A 16,891-nucleotide genomic window follows, 5' to 3' on the forward strand; every position below is an offset into this window, starting at 1 on the left:
GAAGTCCGGGGGATGACGTCGCTATGACAGCGAGCGGGAGCGCAGTGTCGATGAGTAATGCGGGCAACGGTGGCAGTCCGGAGCGCGTGGAGCGCGGTGCGGGTGTGGCCGTCTGGCGCCAGATCGAGCAGATTCTGGCCAAAGAAATTGCGGCGAACGGTTTCGGTGACGACGGCCGTTTGCCCAGCGAAGGTGAACTGGCCAAACGCTTCGATGTGAACCGCCATACGGTGCGGCGCGCCGTGATGGGACTGGCCGCGAATGGGCTCGTGAGCATCGAACAGGGGCGCGGCACCTTCGTGCAGCGCGGCGCGATCGACTACCTGATCGGGCGACGCACGCGCTTCACCGAAAACCTGCGCCAGCAGCATCATGCGGCTGAGGGGGAGATGCTATCGGCCGCGCGGCTTCAGGCCGATGCGACCGTCGCGAAAGAACTGGCGTTGCGCGCCCGCGCGCCGGTATGGCGGATCGAGTCGCTGCATGCTGCCGATGGCGTGCCGCTCACTTACGCCTGCAACTGGTATCCGGCAGCCCGCTTCCCCGACCTGCCGAGCCTGCTCGAAGAGGACAGCAGCATCACGCATGCACTCGCCTCGATGGGCGTGCCGGATTATTTGCGCAAGTGGAGCCGTATCGGCAGTGTGCTGCCCGATGCCGAGATCGCCTGGCGACTGGGCGTCAATCGCCAGCAGCCGGTGTTGTGGGTCGAGAATGTCGACGTCGACCTGGACGGCGTGCCGATCAAGTACGGCATTACGCATTTCGCTGCGGACCGCGTGCAGTTGATGGTCGATACGTCGACGTGAGGCGTCAGCATTGCCAGGACGCCGCCCGGCGAATGCCCTGCTTCCCATAGCGCTCACGCGCCTGTGCAACGATATCGGCGCCGATGGCACCGTCGTCCTCAAGTGCCTTGAGGGCGGCGAGCACGATGGAGACGCGGTCCACTTCGAAGAACGCCCGCAGCGCCTGACGCGTATCGCTGCGCCCGAAGCCGTCGGTACCGAGGGTGACGTAGCGACGCGGCACGAAGGCGCGAATCGACTCCGGCAGCGCCCGCACGTAATCGGTGGCCGCCACGACGGGGCCGTCGCTTTGTTCCAGCATGCGCTGCACGTAAGGCTTGCGCGTGGCGTCGCCATGCCGTTCGAGCCGCTCGGCAGCAATGCCGTCACGATGCAGTTCCGTGAAACTCGTCACGCTCCAGACCCCGGCACGGATCGACCAGTCGTCCTGCAACATCTTTTGCGCGGCGATCACTTCGGGAAGAATGGCGCCTGAGCCAAGCAGTTGCACCTGAGCGCTGTGCTCGTCGCCCTTAACTGCCTCGTCGGCATCCATCCGATAGATGCCTTTCACGATGCCTTCCCGGATCGCCTCCAGATCGCCGCCGGGGATGCCGGGTTGCGTGTAGTTCTCGTTCATCGCGGTGATGTAATAGAAAACGTCACGCTGCTGCTGGATCATCTCGCGCATGCCTTCGTCGACGATGACGGCCATCTCGTGAGCGAACGCGGGGTCGTACGCACGGCAATTCGGAATGGTGGACGCGTTGAGATGGCTGGTGCCGTCCTGATGCTGAAGCCCTTCCCCGCCCAGCGTCGTCTTTCCTGACGTCGCACCGATCAGGAAGCCCCGTGCACGCTGATCGGCGGCAGCCCAGATCAGATCGCCGATGCGCTGGAAACCGAACATCGAGTAGTAGATGTAGAACGGCAGCATCGGGAGGTTGTGCACGCTGTACGACGTAGCAGCGGCAATCCACGACGAAACCGCGCCCGCCTCCGAGATGCCCTCCTCCAGAATCTGACCGTCGATGTCTTCGCGGTAGTACAGCATCGAACCCATGTCTTCCGGCTCATACAACTGGCCCGCCGGCGAGTAGATGCCGACCTGACGGAACATGTTGGCCATGCCGAAGGTACGGGCTTCGTCCGCGACGATGGGCACGACGCGCGGGCCGAGGGCGTCGTCCTTGAGCAGCGACGTCATCATTCGCACCAGCGCCATCGTCGTCGACATTTCTCGCCGGGTATCGTCGAGCGCGAAACCCGCCCACTTGCGGATATCCGGCACCGGCAGCGAGGTGTCGGCCATTCGACGCCGGCGTGGCAGGAATCCGCCCAACGCGGCGCGCTTCTCAAGCAGATATCGCATCTCGGGGCTGTCGGCAGCGGGTTTATAGAACCGCAGCGCTTCGACATCGTCATCCGACAGCGGCACGCGGAAGCGGTCGCGAAACGCCTTGAGATCGTCCGCGTCGAGCTTCTTCTGCTGGTGGGTCGTCATGCGTCCCTGCCCGGCGGTGCCCATACCGAAGCCCTTCATCGTCTTGGCGAGAATCACCGTCGGTTGCCCGCGATGCGCCGCAGCCTGTGCGTAAGCCGCATAAAGCTTGCGGACATCGTGTCCCCCACGGCGCAGGCGGTCGATATCGGCGTCCGAGAGTTGCGCGGCGAGCGCAGCAAGCTCTGGATTCTGTCCGAAGAATCGCTCGCGATTGTAGGCACCGTCGTTCGCGGAGAACGTCTGGAACTGTCCGTCGACGGTATTGGCAAACGCGCGCAGCAAGGCGCCGTGCTTGTCGCGTGCAAACAGCGGATCCCAGTCGGAACCCCACACCACTTTGATGACGTTCCATCCCGCGCCGACGAAGTGCGCTTCGAGTTCGTCGATGATGCGACCGTTGCTTCGGACCGGACCGTCCAGCCGTTGCAGGTTGCAGTTGATGACGAACACCAGATTGTCGAGATGCTCCCGGGCGGCGAGCGAGAGCGCGCCCATCGATTCCGGCTCGTCCATCTCGCCATCACCGAAGAAACCCCAGACCTTACGGCCCTCGGTGTTGGCGAGCTTGCGTGCCGCCAGATAGCGCATGAAGCGCGCCTGATAGATGGCGTTGATCGGACCGATGCCCATCGAGCCCGTCGGGAATTGCCAGAATTCCGGCATCAGCCACGGATGCGGATACGAGCAGAGGCCCGGGCCATCGATTTCGCGACGGTAATGTTCGAGATGCGTCTCGCTCAGGAACCCTTCCAGATAAGCGCGCGCATAAACCCCCGGGGACGAGTGCGGCTGGAAATATACGAGGTCGCCTGACCCGTGTGCGCCGTCCGGCTGACTCGCCCGGAAAAAGTGATTGAAACCGACCTCGAACAGATCTGCGGCCGAGGCGTAGCTGGCGATGTGTCCGCCGAGTTCGCCGTAAGCCCGGTTGGCGCGCACGACCATCGCCAGCGCATTCCAGCGCAAGGCACCGGCGAGTTTTTCTTCGAGTTCGAGATTGCCCGGATAGTGGGGCTCGTCGGCAGCGGGGATCGAGTTGCGGTAAGGCGTGATCTGCGGTCGGTTCGACGTCACGCCCATCGACAACGCATGCTCCGACAAACGATCGAGCAGATACTGTGCGCGCGGCTTGCCGAGGTGACGTACGACGCCATCGAGCGCGTCCAGCCATTCCATGGTTTCCTGCGCATCGGTGTCGTTCGGATCGACCCGCTGCCATCCGCCAAGGCCCGAAATTCGGCTTTCGCCCGACATGTCCGTCATGGCACTTCTCCTCGATCTACAGCATTTATCGGCATCGCTGACTGAAGATCATGGTACGCGGGCGGACGAAGAATAGGCCTCTGAATTGCGGCGATTCGCGCGCTGAGATAGGCTAGTTATTCCGATTTCTTGCCAATTTCAGGAATATTTCTACTGTGACGACTTTGCCCAAGCATCTGGACCGGACCGACATCGCGATCCTCGCCGAATTGCAGAAGGATTCGAGGATCACCAACGCGGAATTGGCCCGCGCGGTTCATCTTTCCCCGACGCCTTGTTTCAACCGCGTACGTGCGCTGGAGAAACTGGGGCTTTTCAAGGAGCGCGTCACGCTGCTCAACCCCGAACCGCTGGGGTTGCACATCAACGTATTCATTCAGGTCCGGCTGGAAAAACAGGGCGAAGAAGCGTTGATGAACTTCGAGCATGCGATCGCCGAGCGTCCGGAGGTCATGGAGTGCTATCTGATGACTGGCGATGCCGATTACCTGCTGCGCGTGGTCATGCCCGACATGAAGACGCTGGAGCGCTTCATCGTCGAGCATCTCACCAAGATTCCGGGCATCTCCAACATTCGTTCGAGCTTTGCGCTCAAGCAGGTGCGCTACAAGACGGCCCTGCCGTTACCGACGGCCGGCCTGACGTTGGCCGAGCCCGATAACGGCACCCAGGAGTGGGCGTAGTCTCACAGCAGCTTCGGCACCGATGAGGCGAGCAACGCGATGCCCGACGCCGTGAGCAGGGACAGGACGATCTGTCGGAAGCGCGCTTCGCTCAGGCCGATATAGAGCCTGGCCCCGAGGAACGTCGGGATCAGCATCGCGGGGCCAACGATGGCGAACAACGGGATCGCAGCCCGGGTGACGACGCCCGTCGCGAGATACGCCCCCATCGTCACGACCAGCATCGCGAGATTGAAATTCTGGATGACGGCACGTTGGGTGTCCTTCTCGAAGCCTCTGAGCGTGCACCACAGCGTTGGCAGTGTGCCGGCAAATCCGCCGACGCCACTCAGCACGCCTCCGGTCAGTCCGGCTATCGCGTCGCCGAGCCTTCCACCGAAGGTGATCTTCGGCAGATTTCTGGCGAGCAGCATCGAGGGGCACCAGACTACGAGCAATGCACCCAGCGCAGCCTTGAACCAGTTCATTTCCAGATGCGGGAGAATCGCCACGCCGATCGGCACGCCTGCCAGTCCGCCGAGTACGAACGGCAGCAACAGTTTGAGGTTGAATCCGCGTCGCATGGTCACTGCGACCAAGAGCTGTCCCGTCAATGCGCCAAACACGGCGAGGCAGGCGGCAAGCTTCGGGTCTAGCGACCACGCCCAGAAAGACATGGCGACCAAACCGAAAGCGAAGCCGGAAATGCCCTGAACAAATCCGGCGACGACAGCCCCGACGGCTGTCAACAAATAGATCTCGAACATCGCGTCTTCCCGAGTCAGCTAACACGGATACGTCGTCAGGAGATTTCGGCATCCTGACACTCAGGAAGATTGTGGTGAGTTTCACTGGCAGGACGATCCGATCTCCGGATGTCTGCATACGCATTTGCTTATGCGGTGGCGCAGCAAAATAAAAAACGCGGCGTCCGATGTTAGGACGCCGCGTCGTCAAGTCATGCCAGAACAGTGAGACGTTAGTTCGCCATGACCGAAACAGCCTTCGTCACCAGGTAGGCTTCCATGGCTTCCGGTCCACCTTCCGAACCGTAGCCCGAGTCCTTCACACCGCCGAACGGCATTTCGGGCGACGGGGCCGCCGGTTGGTTGATCCACAGCATGCCGACTTCCATTTGCTGCGAGAGCAGGTGCACGTTGCGGAACGACTGGGTGAAGGCATAGCCGGCCAGCCCGTACGGCAGACGGTTGGCTTCGGCAATCGCGTCTTCCAGCTTGTCGAAGCCGCGAATCGCAGCGACCGGGCCGAACGGCTCGTTATTGAACACGTCGGCTTCGAGCGACACATCGGTCAGCACCGTCGGCGCGAAGAAGTTGCCGGACGAGCCGACACGCTCGCCACCCGTCGCGACCGTCGCGCCGGTCTTGCGGGCGTTCTCGATCACGTGGCTCATGGCCGTCAGGCGACGTGCGTTGGCGAGCGGGCCGAGCGTGGTGCCTTCGGCCAGACCGTCGCCCAGCTTCAGGCTTTCGGCGTGCTTGACGAGCGCCTTCGCGAATTCGTCCTTCACGCTGTTGTGCACGAGGAAACGCGTCGGCGAGATGCAGACCTGACCGGCGTTGCGGAACTTGGCGCCACCGGCAGCCTTGACGGCCAGCGCGAGGTCGGCGTCTTCGGCGACGATCACCGGTGCGTGTCCGCCCAGTTCCATCGTAGCGCGCTTCATGTGCAGGCCGGCCAACGAGGCCAGTTGCTTGCCGACCGGCGTCGAGCCGGTGAAGGTGACCTTGCGAATGATCGGATGCGGAATCAGGTAGCTGGAGATTTCTGCCGGATCGCCGAAGACGAGACCGACCACACCGGCCGGCACGCCCGCGTCGACGAACGCTTGCAGCAGCGCCGCCGGCGACGCCGGGGTTTCTTCCGGCGCCTTGACCAGGAACGAACAACCGCAGGCCAGCGCGGCGCTCAGCTTGCGCACGACCTGATTGACCGGGAAGTTCCACGGCGTGAACGCGGCGACCGGGCCGATCGGTTCCTTGAGCACGGTTTGCTGGGCGCTCAGATTACGCGACGGCACGACGCGGCCGTATACACGCATCCCTTCGTCGGCAAACCATTCGATGATGCCGGCGCCGGACAGCACTTCGATGCGTGCCTCGGCGAACGGCTTGCCTTGTTCCTGCGTCATCAGACGGGCAATCGAATCGGCACGCTCGCGCAGCAGCACGGCAGCCTTGCGCATCGTGACGGCACGCTCGGCAGCCGGCACCTTGCGCCAGACGGCGAAACCGCGTTGTGCCGCATCGAGGGCACGATCCAGATCGGCGATGCCCGCATGCGCGACTTTGCCGATGACATTGCCCGTTGCCGGGTTGACGACGTCGAGCGTCTTGCCGCTGGCGGCATCGCACCACTCGCCGTTAATCAGCAGCCGGGTGTCTGTATATCCTGACGTAACCATATGAATTTCCTGAGAACAATTGGGCAATGGGGTGAGGCGCACCGGACATCCGCGCGCCTCGCCGCGTTTTACATCGACGCTTCCAGCATCTCGCGGTAATCCTCGGGGGAGGCCTCTCGCGGGTTGGTCTTGTGGCTGTGATCTTTCAGCGCACCCTCGATGATGCGCGGGAATAGCTCTCGAGTCACCCCCAGTTCCGCAAGCCCCGAGGGAAGACCGAGCTTCGCCGTCATGTCGGCAACCGCCGGACCGACGTCGTCGCCCGATGTTAGGCCCATCGCCTGCGCCAGACGGTTGAGTTTCGCGTCTTGCTGCATTGACGGCGCTGCACGGTTGAACGCGATCACGGCAGGCAACAGGATAGCGTTGAGCGTGCCGTGATGCAGACGAGGATTGATGCCCCCCAGCGAATGGCTCAGGCTGTGCACGCATCCCAGCCCTTTCTGGAACGCCAGTGCCCCTTGCATCGACGCACTCATCATGTTCAGGCGCGCCTCACGATCGGACGGCTCGCGCGTCGCCCGCTCGATGTGACGCCACGCGCGCCAAAGGCCGTCGAGCGCAATGCCGTCGGCGGGCGGATTGAATGCGGGGGCCATGAACGTCTCCATGCAGTGCGCGATGGCGTCCATGCCGGTGGCGGCCGTCAATCCGGCGGGCAGGCCCAGCGTCAATGCCGGATCGCAGATCGCGACGCGCGGCACGACGTACGGCGAGATCACGCCGACCTTGCGACCGTCGTCGAGGATCAGAATGGCGCCACGACCGACTTCACTACCGGTGCCGGCTGTCGTCGGAATGGCAATGACGGGTGCGGTTGCCGAGGTAATGCGCGCGACGCCGCCCTCGATGACCGCGAATTGCTGAAGCGGCCCCTCGTGCGTGGCGCACACCGCCACCCCCTTGGCCAGATCGATCGACGAACCACCGCCCAGCGCAATGACGCCATCGCAGGCGTTGGCGTGGTACATGGCGACGGCGTCGCGCACGACCGATTCGTTCGGGTTCGGCGGCGTCTGGTCGAAGACAGGTATCGGCTGATCCGCGCCCAATGTGCCCAATGCGTCCAGAACGGTATCGAGCAGCCCGGCCGCGCGAATGCCGGCGTCCGTCACGATCAGCGGGCGGCGCATACCGATGCGCTCGCACTCGCCGCCGAGCAGACGAATCGCGTCGTAGCCGAACTGGATCTGGGTGATGTAGTTGATGAGGGACATAGTGGATGACGAAAAGTTATAGGAGCGCTATGCTCACGCAGCGATTTCGCAGTGTATGGCCCATCACGTCGCGGCGATATTGACAGCATTTGATAGCGATATAACTTTTCATCAAGACAATGACGCCCCCTTCCCTTAACTCGATCATCTCCCGGCTGCACGTCAAACAGCTTCGTCTGCTTATCGCCATCGAGGAGCACGGGTCGTTGCTAGGGGCGGCGAAGCAACTTGCCATGACGCAGCCAGGGGCCAGCAAAGCGCTGCATGAGATCGAGACGACGTTCGGCACGGCGTTGTTCGAGCGCTCGAACCGCGGGCTCGAGCCCAATGCCGTCGGGCATTGCGTGATTCGCTATGCGCGTCTGATCCAGTCAGATCTCGCGCATCTGCGTGAAGAGATGGTCGGCATCATGCGCGGCCACGGTGGACGCGTTTCGGTCGGCGTCATCATGGGGGCCGTGCCGTTGCTGACCGATGCCATTACGTCCGTGAGCGAGGCGCAGCCGGAAATGTCCATCGAGATCGTGGAGGACACGAGCGCCACGTTGCTCAGCCAGATCGACGCCGGCCGGCTCGACCTTGCCGTGTGTCGTACGAGCGTCAGTCAGACGCCCTACCTCTACGACAGCGTGTTTGTGCAGGACGAAACGCTGGCAGTGATCGCCAATACGGCCCACCCGCTAGCCAATGCGGCGAGCGTCTCCCTGGAGGCACTTGCCGACTACCGCTGGGTGGTCTACCGGGCGAACATGCCGATGCGTCGACTGCTGGAGCGGGAATTCCACGACGTCGGCTTGCGATTCCCGGCACATTTACTGGAAACGACATCGGCCTTCGCCACCGTCTCACTGTTACAGAAGAATCCTGCGTTGGTCGCACTGGTATCGATCGACGTGGCCCGTTTCTATACCGAGCATGGCGTGGCCTGTACGCTCCCGCTGCAACTCTCATCGCTCAGCGAGCCGTACGAGCTGGTGACGCGCCGTGGCGCCCCCACCTCCCATGGGGCCCGCATGCTGATGGACGCCATCGTCGCCAACGGCGCCACCCGGTAAAGCGTATCGACGCAGGCCTGCGGCGGCTCGACGGACATTGCGCCGCCGCAGGCGATCCGTCATCTGCGCGCGACCGACATCAGGTCGCGAAGTCCGTCGATGCCGAGAGGGCTTCCCACGTTTGCATCTCCTGCGTCACGTAGGCGTTCTTCGCCGCAATGGCAGCCAGCGTATCGGTACCGAGCGGCAGGCGCAGCGGCGGTTCGGCGGCGTCGACCAGCGTCACCACCGCACTGGCCAGTTTCACCGGATCGCCGGGCTGGTTGTGATTCATCTCCACCGCGCGGCGACGTACAGCGCCCGAGGTCGCGTCATAGTCGTCAATGATGTGGGGCGCGACGACCAGCGACGAAGTGTCGAGGAAGTCCGTACGGAAATAGCCGGGCTCGACCACGCTGACGTGTACCCCCAGCGGCTTGAGCTCCGCGTGCAGCGCTTCCGTGATGCCCTCGACGGCAAACTTGGTCGAAGAATAGACACCGAATCCGGCAGCGGCACGATACCCGCCGATCGAGGAAATATTGATGACGTGGCCGGCCCGGTTCGCCCGCATGACCGGCAGCACCGCGCGCGTCACGTTCAACAGGCCGAACACGTTTGTGTCGTACATCCGGCGGATGTCCTCGTCCGAAGACTCTTCCACCGCACCCAGCAGGCCGAAGCCGGCATTGTTGACCAGCACGTCGATGCGTCCGAACTTGTCGAGCGCCGCCTGAACGGCTGCCTTCGCCTGCGCTTCGTTGGTAACGTCGAGCGTGACCGGCAGCAGACCCGCTGCATCGCCCAGACGCTCGACGATGGCCGTCACGTTACGTCCGGCGGACACGACCGCGTTACCGTCGGCGAGCGCCGCCTCCGCGATCAGTGCCCCGATGCCGCGCGAGGCACCCGTGACGAACCAAACCCGCTTGAAATCCGTGTGTTGAGCGCTTGCCATGGTGCTTCTCCTTCATGTGTGTGGTGAGGTGATGCCATGGTAGGCGCAGCGATTGACACGAACTAGCCGTTCAATACTTGATGGATAATCAACTTTTATTTGTCAATTATTTGTCGATAGGGGCCGTGACATGAATGGCATTCGAGGGATTACCGTCTTTGTGCGGGCCGCGACACTCGGCAGCTTCCGGGCGGCGGCGGTCGATCAGGGCATTTCGCCTCAAGCCGCGAGTCACGCCGTGATGCAACTGGAAAAGGAGCTGGGGGTGCGGCTATTTCACCGGACCACACGTAAGCTCAGCCTCACGGAAGAAGGTCAGCAGCTCCTGGAAAGTGCGCAGCCAGCGCTGGCAATGCTGTCGTCTGCCCTCGACGACGTTCGGCGTTCGAAAGAGGAAGTGAGCGGCGCGTTACGTGTGAGCGCGCCGCGCGCCTTCGGGTTGCCGGTCCTGTGGCGTTACTTCGAGACGTTCCAGCAGCGATATCCGAACGTTCAGCTCGACGTGCAGTTCGACGACCACTTCACGGATCTCGTGACCGACCGGGCGGACGTCGGTTTTCGTGGCGGACCACCGCCGGCGGGTGGATCGATCGCACGGCGACTGGTGCCGATTCAACTGATCGTATGTGCGTCGCCGGAATATCTTTCACGTCACGGTGCGCCACAGAGCATCGACGAGCTTGCGCAGCATCGCTGCACGGGCTACCGACGCGCCAACACGGGCAAGCTCGCGCAGTGGCAGTTCCTGATCGGCGACGAGACCGTCTATCGCGATGTGCCTGCCGCCATCTGCGTGAACGATACGGAGATGGAGACGCAGGCGGTCCTCTCAGGACTGGGCATCGGGCAACTGGGCAGCTTCAATGCCGCGACACATATCCGAAGCGGTCGTCTCGTTCCCCTGCTGACGGACCATGTCACCGAGTACGGCATGATCTATATCTACTACCGCCACAGGACGGAGCAGCCCTTGCGGGTGAAGACGTTCATCGATTTCATGATCGAGCATATGGCGGGCAATCGGGACTACTTTCTCGAGGCGTCCGAGCTTCGCGCAGCGCAAGCGTCGGCGAGCGGTCGAAAGTAAATCATCCGTCGAACAAAAGTCGTTCGGTATGCGTCTCTCGCATGATGCTGGGACGCGCAGGCATCGCCAGCCTTGAGAGAAAGTTATAGCGCTAACGCCAACCTTCAGTGTACTGACGCGCGCCGCCTTTGTAGACTTCGTCCGGTCATTAAAAAACAAGGTGGAGACAATGAGCGGAATCGCGCCCAACAGCGCAGGCACCCCCAGCCTGACGTCTGCGATGAAAGAAACGATGGTGCCCGACGCCGAGCGCCGTCGTGCGCTGCTCGGCAGTGCCGTCGGCAGCACGATCGAGTGGTACGACTACTTCCTCTACGGAACGATGGCGTCCATCATCTTCGCAAAGCAGTTCTTCCCCAGCACGGACCCATTGGTCAGCAATCTGCTGGCGCTTGCGACATTCGCGCTGGCCTTCGTCATTCGTCCGCTCGGCGGCGTGATCTTTGCGCACATCGGGGATCGCGTCGGCCGCAAGAAAACGCTGGCCATCACGTTGACGATGATGGGGATGTCGACGGTGCTCATGGGGCTGCTGCCCAATTACGACCAGATTGGCGTGTGGGCGCCGATCCTGCTCTCGCTGCTGCGGCTGATGCAGGGACTGGCGCTCGGAGGCGAATGGGGTGGCGGCGTATTGCTGGCGGTCGAGTATTCGCCGCGTCATCGTCGCGGCTTCTACGGCGCTGTGCCGCAGACGGGCGCGGTGCTCGGTCTGGCGTTGGGCAACATCATCACGTCACTGCTGAGCAACTCGATCAGCGACGCCGATTTTCAGAGCTGGGGCTGGCGCATTCCGTTCGTTGGCTCGATCGTGCTGGTGCTGATCGGCATGTGGATTCGTAACGCCGTGGGTGAGACACCGTCGTTCAAGCGGATTCTGGCCACGCGCACCGAGACGCGGATTCCGCTGAAGGAAACGTTGCAGGACCACTGGCGGGCAGTGCTGATCGCGATCGGCGCCAAGGTAGTGGAAACGTCGACGTTCTTCCTTTATGCGACGTTCACGATTTCGTACATGATCGGTCACGGCTTCCAACGGTCTGACATTCTGAACATCGTGTTGGTCTGCGCGCTGATTGCGTTCCCGTTCATGCTCTACTTCGGCCATCTGTCGGACAAGATTGGCCGTAAGAAAGTGTTTCTCTGGGGGACGGTGGCGTTCATCGTGTGGATCGGGCCGTACTTCTGGCTGCTCAATCAGAAGTCGATTCTGTTGGCGTCAGTGGCTGTGGGCGTGGGGTTGAGCGTGATCTGGACGACATACGGTTCGATGATCGGCACGCTGCTCGCCGAGGCGTTCCCGCCGTCGATCCGTTACACGGGCATGTCGCTGGGTTATCAGATCGGCGCGGCGCTCGTGGGCGGCCCGATGCCGCTGATCGCAACGGCGCTTGTGGCCTACTTCGGTGGCAGCTACGTGCCGGTGGTGTTCTTCATGATCGCCTGCGCCCTCGTCTCCCTCGTGGCGGTCGCGCTGGTCAAGGATCGCAGCGGTTTGCCGCTGGACGACTGATTCCGTTGTCAACGTTGTCATGCAAAAAAGCCGCGGGCACGATGTCCGGCGGCTTTTTTGTTTGGTTTGTCGAAGTCACGCAGGGCGGCCGATGTGTCTTCGACGCCCTGTCAACATTGCAGGGTCAATCGTCATTGTGCCTGACACGATCCCCTCAGCGAGCTGGAACGCCGGCCGTTGTCGCTCAAGATCTTCTTCACCGAGACCACACTCGTCGGCATACAGTTCACGCCACGATGCGTTGACAGTTGCTGCCATGCTGCGCAGTGTCTCCCATGCTTCGGCGGGGTCGTAGGCAAAGCGTGGCGCATCGAGAATCAGGTTGTCCGGTGATGCAACCCGTGTGTTCCGATTCACGGCCATGGCCTGCACGAGACGCGTCTGCGGCATGGCGACGATGTCATAAGCGGGCGACAGCGCCCACGATCCCTGCTTGTTGAGCAGCCCGTGGTTGCGTGGATGATCGTCGTAGTTGCCGACCAGAGCGTTGTACGCCATCCGGCGCCATAGCTCGCGTTGCTGGTCGGCCGCGCCTTGATGCCGATCCCCGCACCATCGACTCAATTCGTGAGCGAGTTTGGGATAGGAGCGATCCTGGTCTCCCGTCGCCGCGTCACTTCCCAGACGGAGCACTGTTGCGGCACTGGCAAACAGGAAACGCTCGACACCGGTTTCAACGACGTTACGGTCAAATCGCTTCACCAGTACAACCTCGTGTGCACCGATCCGCGCAAAGCTCACGTCGGCGACATCGATATCGCATCGTTTCGCCAGCTTCATGGCGACGTATTCACGCGCGGGTAAAAGGCGAGCACCGTTACGTGGCTGCAACTTTGCGATCCACCATTCGGTGCTTCCATCGATGGTTCGGGTGATCGTCAGCTTCGGCTTTTCCCCGCCGAGACTGGTACCGTCTTCGTCACCCGTCAGTTGACGAACCAGTCCGGTGATGGATTCGCCGACGTCCGTGTTTTCCAATCGTTGGAGAAGCTCGTCCTCGCTCGGCGGCTCAAAATCGACCTTGCGTTCGATTTGCTCGGGCAAACAGACTTCGATGGCCCCAACACCGTCGCCGACGGCAAGGTCCATCCGCTCGATTTCATCGAGTGTTCTGTTGCCATACTTGGCGTTCAACAAATCGAGGCCGAAACCTTCCGGTGCAGCGTCGCGCAATACGCCGAAGACGCCGTTCATCGACGTCGTCGAGGCGGGCTTGGTGGAACGTGAAAATGGCAGATTGATCGGGTCAATGGCAATCGCATCTTGCCGAGCACGATAGGCTTCGGAATAGGAGAAGCTTCCGTGCCCCGGTGACCACGTAAAAGTGCCGCATTCGACAGGCGAGACCGCACCCGGAAGCCAAACCCAGACGGGACGTGCTTCAGCCATGTGGCACTCTCCTGCCACGCTTCAGGCGCATCATGGCGGCTTGCTGGATGACGGGATCGTCCTCCGGGCGAATAGCGTCGCGCAGGGGCCCCAATAGGTCCAGCACCCATAAGGCGTTCAGCACCTGACCGAAGCTGACTGAGGGCCGTCCCTTCTCGATGTTGACCACGGTGTTCACGCTGGTCCCCATCTTGGCGGCGAGATCGGCTTGCGTCCATTCACGTGCACGTCGCGCGAGGGCCACCGTCTCGCCCAGCGCTGTGACGACCTCCTCCGCCTCGAAAGGCAGCAGGTCGGCATGCAGGGATTTTTTCACAATAAACTCAAATAAATGACGATTTATTTTGAGTTTATACAAATTTTTGACGATTTCAAGGCGAATCGCTCGTCACCCTCCTACGCCGATGTTGAGACTGAGCGACGCACGGGCTACCCACTAAACCAGACGATCTCGCCTCTTGCGCAAATCCAGCCGGGCGACGAGCAGGAAGCCACCGACCAGACCGAGGTGTTCGAAGAAGCCGTTTGCCATCATGAAACGCGCGTCGGGCGGCGCGCGCCAGAACGCGTTAGCCAGGAATGAGGCCATCAGCGTGAAGACCGCCAGCGCGATCGCGCCCAGCCAGCGCCCTCGTCCCGTCAGAATCATGAGCGACGCCACCAATTCGAGCGCAATCGTCGCCGCTGCCAATGGTGCGGCAGGTGCCAGACCGAAGTGCCGCATTTCGGCCACCGCGCCGGGAAAATCGAAGAGTTTGACCAATCCGCCCTGAAGGTACGCTGCGCATAGCAAGAGCATGGCGAGCCACGCGATCCAGCCCGCTAGCCGGTAATCGTTGCCTTCAGTGGACGGTAATGACGGATTCGGGAGCCGCATGATTCATCCCGGTTGGGAGAAAGACAAGCCTGCAAGCACGCGGCTCGCCCTGTCGTCGGCCGGATCGCCGAAGACAGGGGCAAACCGCTTGATCAGGCAACGACCGATCAGCGCGCCGGAACCGGGGCGATCGATTCGTGGGTGGTTGCCGTGCGTTGCGCTGCCTTGTGCACCATCGTGTAGGCATAGTCGACGCCCATGCCGTAAGCGCCCGAATGCTCCTTCACGAGCTTCATCACGGCATCGTAAGTGTCGCGATGCGCCCAGTCACGTTGCCATTCGAGCAGCACCTGCTGCCACGTCACCGGCACGGCGCCGGCCTGCACCATGCGCTGCATGGCGTAATCGTGCGCTTCCTTGCTGGTGCCTCCCGAGGCGTCGGCCACCATGTAGATCTCGTAGCCGCCTTCGAGCATGGCGCACAGGGCGAAGGTCGTGTTGCACACTTCCGTCCAAAGACCTGCGACGATCACTTTGTTACGACCATTGGCCTTCAGGGCGTCGCGCACCTTCTGGTCGTCCCACGAATTCATCGACGTGCGTTCGAGCGTCTTCGCGTTGGGGAACACGTCGAGCACTTCGGGATACGTGTAACCCGAGAACGATTCGCTCTCGACCGTGGTGATCGTCGTCGGGATATTGAAAATCTTCGCGGCCTTGGCCAGACCCACTACATTGTTCTTCAGTGCCTGCCGATCCATCGATTGCACGCCGAATGCCATCTGCGGCTGATGGTCGATGATGATGAGCTGGCTGTTCTGAGGGGTCAAAACTTCGAGTTTGGGATTAGACATGGTCGGAGTCCTTTAGCTGAGGTGCACTGTGCAACCCCACGAAAGACTAGTCGACCGCCCCTCGCCGGAACATCAGATGATGGTATTAGTCGTTGAAACGGCTGCTGCCATGCGGATGACACTCACCCGGCGGCGGCCTGCCCACCGACCACCTGCGGATATCGGGCGTCCTCCGGGATCGTCCCGCCATCGGTCGCGACAACCACGCAGTTTCTGCCACGTGCCTTGGCGGCATAGAGTGCCGCGTCGGCTCTTGCCATGACGGTCGCCAGGGTGTCGTTCTCACCGAACGCGTCCACACCGGCGCTCAACGTGGGCGTGACGTCGCGGCCGGAAACGCAGGAGCCGGAGCTGGCAACGACGAGGCGCAGACGGTCGACCAGTCGGCCAGCTTCCTCGCGGGTCGCCGCCGGCAGCAGCACGGCAAACTCTTCGCCCCCGATACGCCCGACCACATCGTCCGCCCGTACGGCGCGTGAGATCAGCGACGCAACATGCGCCAGCGCAAAATCGCCCGACGCGTGGCCGTACCGATCGTTGACGCTCTTGAAATTGTCGATATCCAGAATTGCGATGGACAGCGGCGAACGTGCCGCCGTGCGAGCGACGACCGCCTCTGCACGCGCGATGAACGCCCGCCGGGCGAGCACCCCCGTCAGATCGTCGAACGTTGCCAGACGCTCCATCCGGTCGGCGAGCCGGTCATGCGCCAGCAGGACCATGCCGACGGACAGACAGGGCAGCGTGAGCGTCGCCATGCCGAGGAACAGGACATTTAGCGGTGTCGGCTGGAGAAACACGGTCTCATGCGCCAGCCCCACGGCATAAGCGAAGGAGCGCACGGCATGCACCACTGCCCCCAGCGTTGCCGCCACAGAAACGAAGTAATAGGCGTACTTGGGACGACCCGGCGGCCGATACTTCAACACCATCCAACCGATGTTAAATCGTACGTACGCGATGACGCCGGAAATCATCGCGCTGCGTGCATCGACATGGGGCGATACGAACGTCCAGTGAATCAGCAGCATGAGGATCACGGCGAGTGCGACGTATTCCCATGCGTAGCTCGCTCGCGTGCTCAGAAACTGGCGAAACCCCTGCACGCCGAGCAGCGACGCGATCATCAGCAGGCTGCTCGATGTCGCGACGATGACGTCTGAGGTTCCCATCAACAGCAATGCGGACGTCAGCGCCAGCAGGCCGCTCGCCACACTCCACAGTCGTACCCCCGGGACATGCGCCTGAAACAGTGAGCCGAGCACGGCAACGCTCATCACACACGAGAGAATGGCAATGCTGATGAAAACCGCCGGGATAGACATGTACGCGCCGCGAGATTTTTGTTTTAGCCGCCAGCATAGCCGAATTCCGTGACGC

15 protein-coding genes are annotated in these 16,891 nt (G+C 62.1%); 5 read left to right on the plus strand and 10 right to left on the minus strand.

The annotated features are described in order from the left end of the window. Positions 1-50: 50 nt before the first annotated feature. Positions 51-809, plus strand: coding sequence for a phosphonate metabolism transcriptional regulator PhnF (gene phnF, locus A9762_RS15350; protein ID WP_069342875.1), 759 nt, complete (start codon positions 51-53; stop codon positions 807-809). A gap of 4 nt (positions 810-813) precedes the next feature. Here phnF and mdeB read toward each other — a convergent pair whose 3' ends face one another. Next, positions 814-3,555 carry an alpha-ketoglutarate dehydrogenase gene (gene mdeB, locus A9762_RS15355; RefSeq protein ID WP_069342876.1) on the minus strand — a complete coding sequence of 914 codons (2,742 nt, stop codon included), beginning with the start codon at positions 3,553-3,555 and terminating at the stop codon, positions 814-816. A 155-nt stretch (positions 3,556-3,710) separates the two neighbouring features. On the opposite strand from mdeB, the gene A9762_RS15360 reads away from it, so the two are divergent. Beyond that, complete coding sequence (locus tag A9762_RS15360; protein WP_069342877.1) at positions 3,711-4,238, plus strand: Lrp/AsnC family transcriptional regulator; 528 nt, start codon at positions 3,711-3,713, stop codon at positions 4,236-4,238. Positions 4,239-4,240: 2 nt separating this feature from the next. Here A9762_RS15360 and A9762_RS15365 read toward each other — a convergent pair whose 3' ends face one another. The 3 genes from A9762_RS15365 to A9762_RS15375 all read right to left on the minus strand — a co-directional run bounded on the left by A9762_RS15365 (position 4,241) and on the right by A9762_RS15375 (position 7,859). Beyond that, the gene (locus tag A9762_RS15365) at positions 4,241-4,984 is read right to left on the minus strand and encodes a sulfite exporter TauE/SafE family protein (RefSeq protein ID WP_069342878.1); all 744 of its coding nucleotides are present in this window, start codon (positions 4,982-4,984) and stop codon (positions 4,241-4,243) included. A gap of 212 nt (positions 4,985-5,196) precedes the next feature. After that, entirely contained in the window at positions 5,197-6,642 is a 1,446-nt protein-coding gene (locus tag A9762_RS15370; RefSeq protein ID WP_069342879.1) for an NAD-dependent succinate-semialdehyde dehydrogenase, read from the minus strand. Positions 6,643-6,710: 68 nt separating this feature from the next. Continuing rightward, the gene (locus A9762_RS15375; RefSeq protein WP_069342880.1) at positions 6,711-7,859 is read right to left on the minus strand and encodes an iron-containing alcohol dehydrogenase; all 1,149 of its coding nucleotides are present in this window, start codon (positions 7,857-7,859) and stop codon (positions 6,711-6,713) included. Between the two features lie 119 nt (positions 7,860-7,978). Between A9762_RS15375 and A9762_RS15380 the strand changes: the two genes are divergently transcribed. Further along, positions 7,979-8,914, plus strand: coding sequence for a LysR family transcriptional regulator (locus A9762_RS15380; RefSeq protein ID WP_069342881.1), 936 nt, complete (start codon positions 7,979-7,981; stop codon positions 8,912-8,914). 79 nt (positions 8,915-8,993) lie between these two features. Here A9762_RS15380 and A9762_RS15385 read toward each other — a convergent pair whose 3' ends face one another. Then, positions 8,994-9,851 (minus strand): oxidoreductase, encoded by an 858-nt coding sequence (locus A9762_RS15385; RefSeq protein ID WP_069342882.1) that lies wholly within the window; start codon positions 9,849-9,851, stop codon positions 8,994-8,996. 130 nt (positions 9,852-9,981) lie between these two features. Between A9762_RS15385 and A9762_RS15390 the strand changes: the two genes are divergently transcribed. Continuing rightward, positions 9,982-10,938, plus strand: coding sequence for a LysR family transcriptional regulator (locus A9762_RS15390; protein ID WP_069342883.1), 957 nt, complete (start codon positions 9,982-9,984; stop codon positions 10,936-10,938). 169 nt (positions 10,939-11,107) lie between these two features. After that, a complete protein-coding gene (locus A9762_RS15395) occupies positions 11,108-12,451 on the plus strand; it encodes an MFS transporter (protein WP_069342884.1) in 1,344 nt (447 codons plus the stop codon). A 75-nt stretch (positions 12,452-12,526) separates the two neighbouring features. Here A9762_RS15395 and A9762_RS15400 read toward each other — a convergent pair whose 3' ends face one another. The 5 genes from A9762_RS15400 to A9762_RS15420 all read right to left on the minus strand — a co-directional run bounded on the left by A9762_RS15400 (position 12,527) and on the right by A9762_RS15420 (position 16,836). Continuing rightward, positions 12,527-13,840, minus strand: a complete 1,314-nt coding sequence (locus A9762_RS15400) for a type II toxin-antitoxin system HipA family toxin (RefSeq protein WP_069342885.1) — start codon at positions 13,838-13,840, stop codon at positions 12,527-12,529. Next, entirely contained in the window at positions 13,833-14,198 is a 366-nt protein-coding gene (locus A9762_RS15405; RefSeq protein WP_240493579.1) for a helix-turn-helix domain-containing protein, read from the minus strand. Before A9762_RS15405 ends, A9762_RS15400 begins: the two co-directional genes overlap by 8 nt. A 78-nt stretch (positions 14,199-14,276) precedes the next feature. Continuing rightward, a complete protein-coding gene (locus A9762_RS15410; RefSeq protein WP_069342886.1) occupies positions 14,277-14,717 on the minus strand; it encodes a DoxX family protein in 441 nt (146 codons plus the stop codon). Between the two features lie 107 nt (positions 14,718-14,824). Further along, positions 14,825-15,511 carry a hydrolase gene (locus A9762_RS15415; protein WP_069342887.1) on the minus strand — a complete coding sequence of 229 codons (687 nt, stop codon included), beginning with the start codon at positions 15,509-15,511 and terminating at the stop codon, positions 14,825-14,827. Positions 15,512-15,633: 122 nt separating this feature from the next. Further along, positions 15,634-16,836, minus strand: coding sequence for a sensor domain-containing diguanylate cyclase (locus A9762_RS15420; RefSeq protein WP_069342888.1), 1,203 nt, complete (start codon positions 16,834-16,836; stop codon positions 15,634-15,636). Between the last annotated feature and the right edge of the window lie 55 nt (positions 16,837-16,891).

This window comes from Pandoraea sp. ISTKB, assembly GCF_001721285.1.
Taxonomy (GTDB): domain Bacteria; phylum Pseudomonadota; class Gammaproteobacteria; order Burkholderiales; family Burkholderiaceae; genus Pandoraea; species Pandoraea capi.

Coding starts and splice junctions, on each gene's coding strand:
- phnF (WP_069342875.1), top strand. CDS start 51: ATGAGTAATGCGGGCAACGGTGGCAGTCCGGAGCGCGTGGAGCGCGGT.
- mdeB (WP_069342876.1), bottom strand. CDS start 3,555: ATGACGGACATGTCGGGCGAAAGCCGAATTTCGGGCCTTGGCGGATGG.
- A9762_RS15365 (WP_069342878.1), bottom strand. CDS start 4,984: ATGTTCGAGATCTATTTGTTGACAGCCGTCGGGGCTGTCGTCGCCGGA.
- A9762_RS15370 (WP_069342879.1), bottom strand. CDS start 6,642: ATGGTTACGTCAGGATATACAGACACCCGGCTGCTGATTAACGGCGAG.
- A9762_RS15375 (WP_069342880.1), bottom strand. CDS start 7,859: ATGTCCCTCATCAACTACATCACCCAGATCCAGTTCGGCTACGACGCG.
- A9762_RS15380 (WP_069342881.1), top strand. CDS start 7,979: ATGACGCCCCCTTCCCTTAACTCGATCATCTCCCGGCTGCACGTCAAA.
- A9762_RS15385 (WP_069342882.1), bottom strand. CDS start 9,851: ATGGCAAGCGCTCAACACACGGATTTCAAGCGGGTTTGGTTCGTCACG.
- A9762_RS15390 (WP_069342883.1), top strand. CDS start 9,982: ATGAATGGCATTCGAGGGATTACCGTCTTTGTGCGGGCCGCGACACTC.
- A9762_RS15395 (WP_069342884.1), top strand. CDS start 11,108: ATGAGCGGAATCGCGCCCAACAGCGCAGGCACCCCCAGCCTGACGTCT.
- A9762_RS15400 (WP_069342885.1), bottom strand. CDS start 13,840: ATGGCTGAAGCACGTCCCGTCTGGGTTTGGCTTCCGGGTGCGGTCTCG.
- A9762_RS15410 (WP_069342886.1), bottom strand. CDS start 14,717: ATGCGGCTCCCGAATCCGTCATTACCGTCCACTGAAGGCAACGATTAC.
- A9762_RS15415 (WP_069342887.1), bottom strand. CDS start 15,511: ATGTCTAATCCCAAACTCGAAGTTTTGACCCCTCAGAACAGCCAGCTC.
- A9762_RS15420 (WP_069342888.1), bottom strand. CDS start 16,836: ATGTCTATCCCGGCGGTTTTCATCAGCATTGCCATTCTCTCGTGTGTG.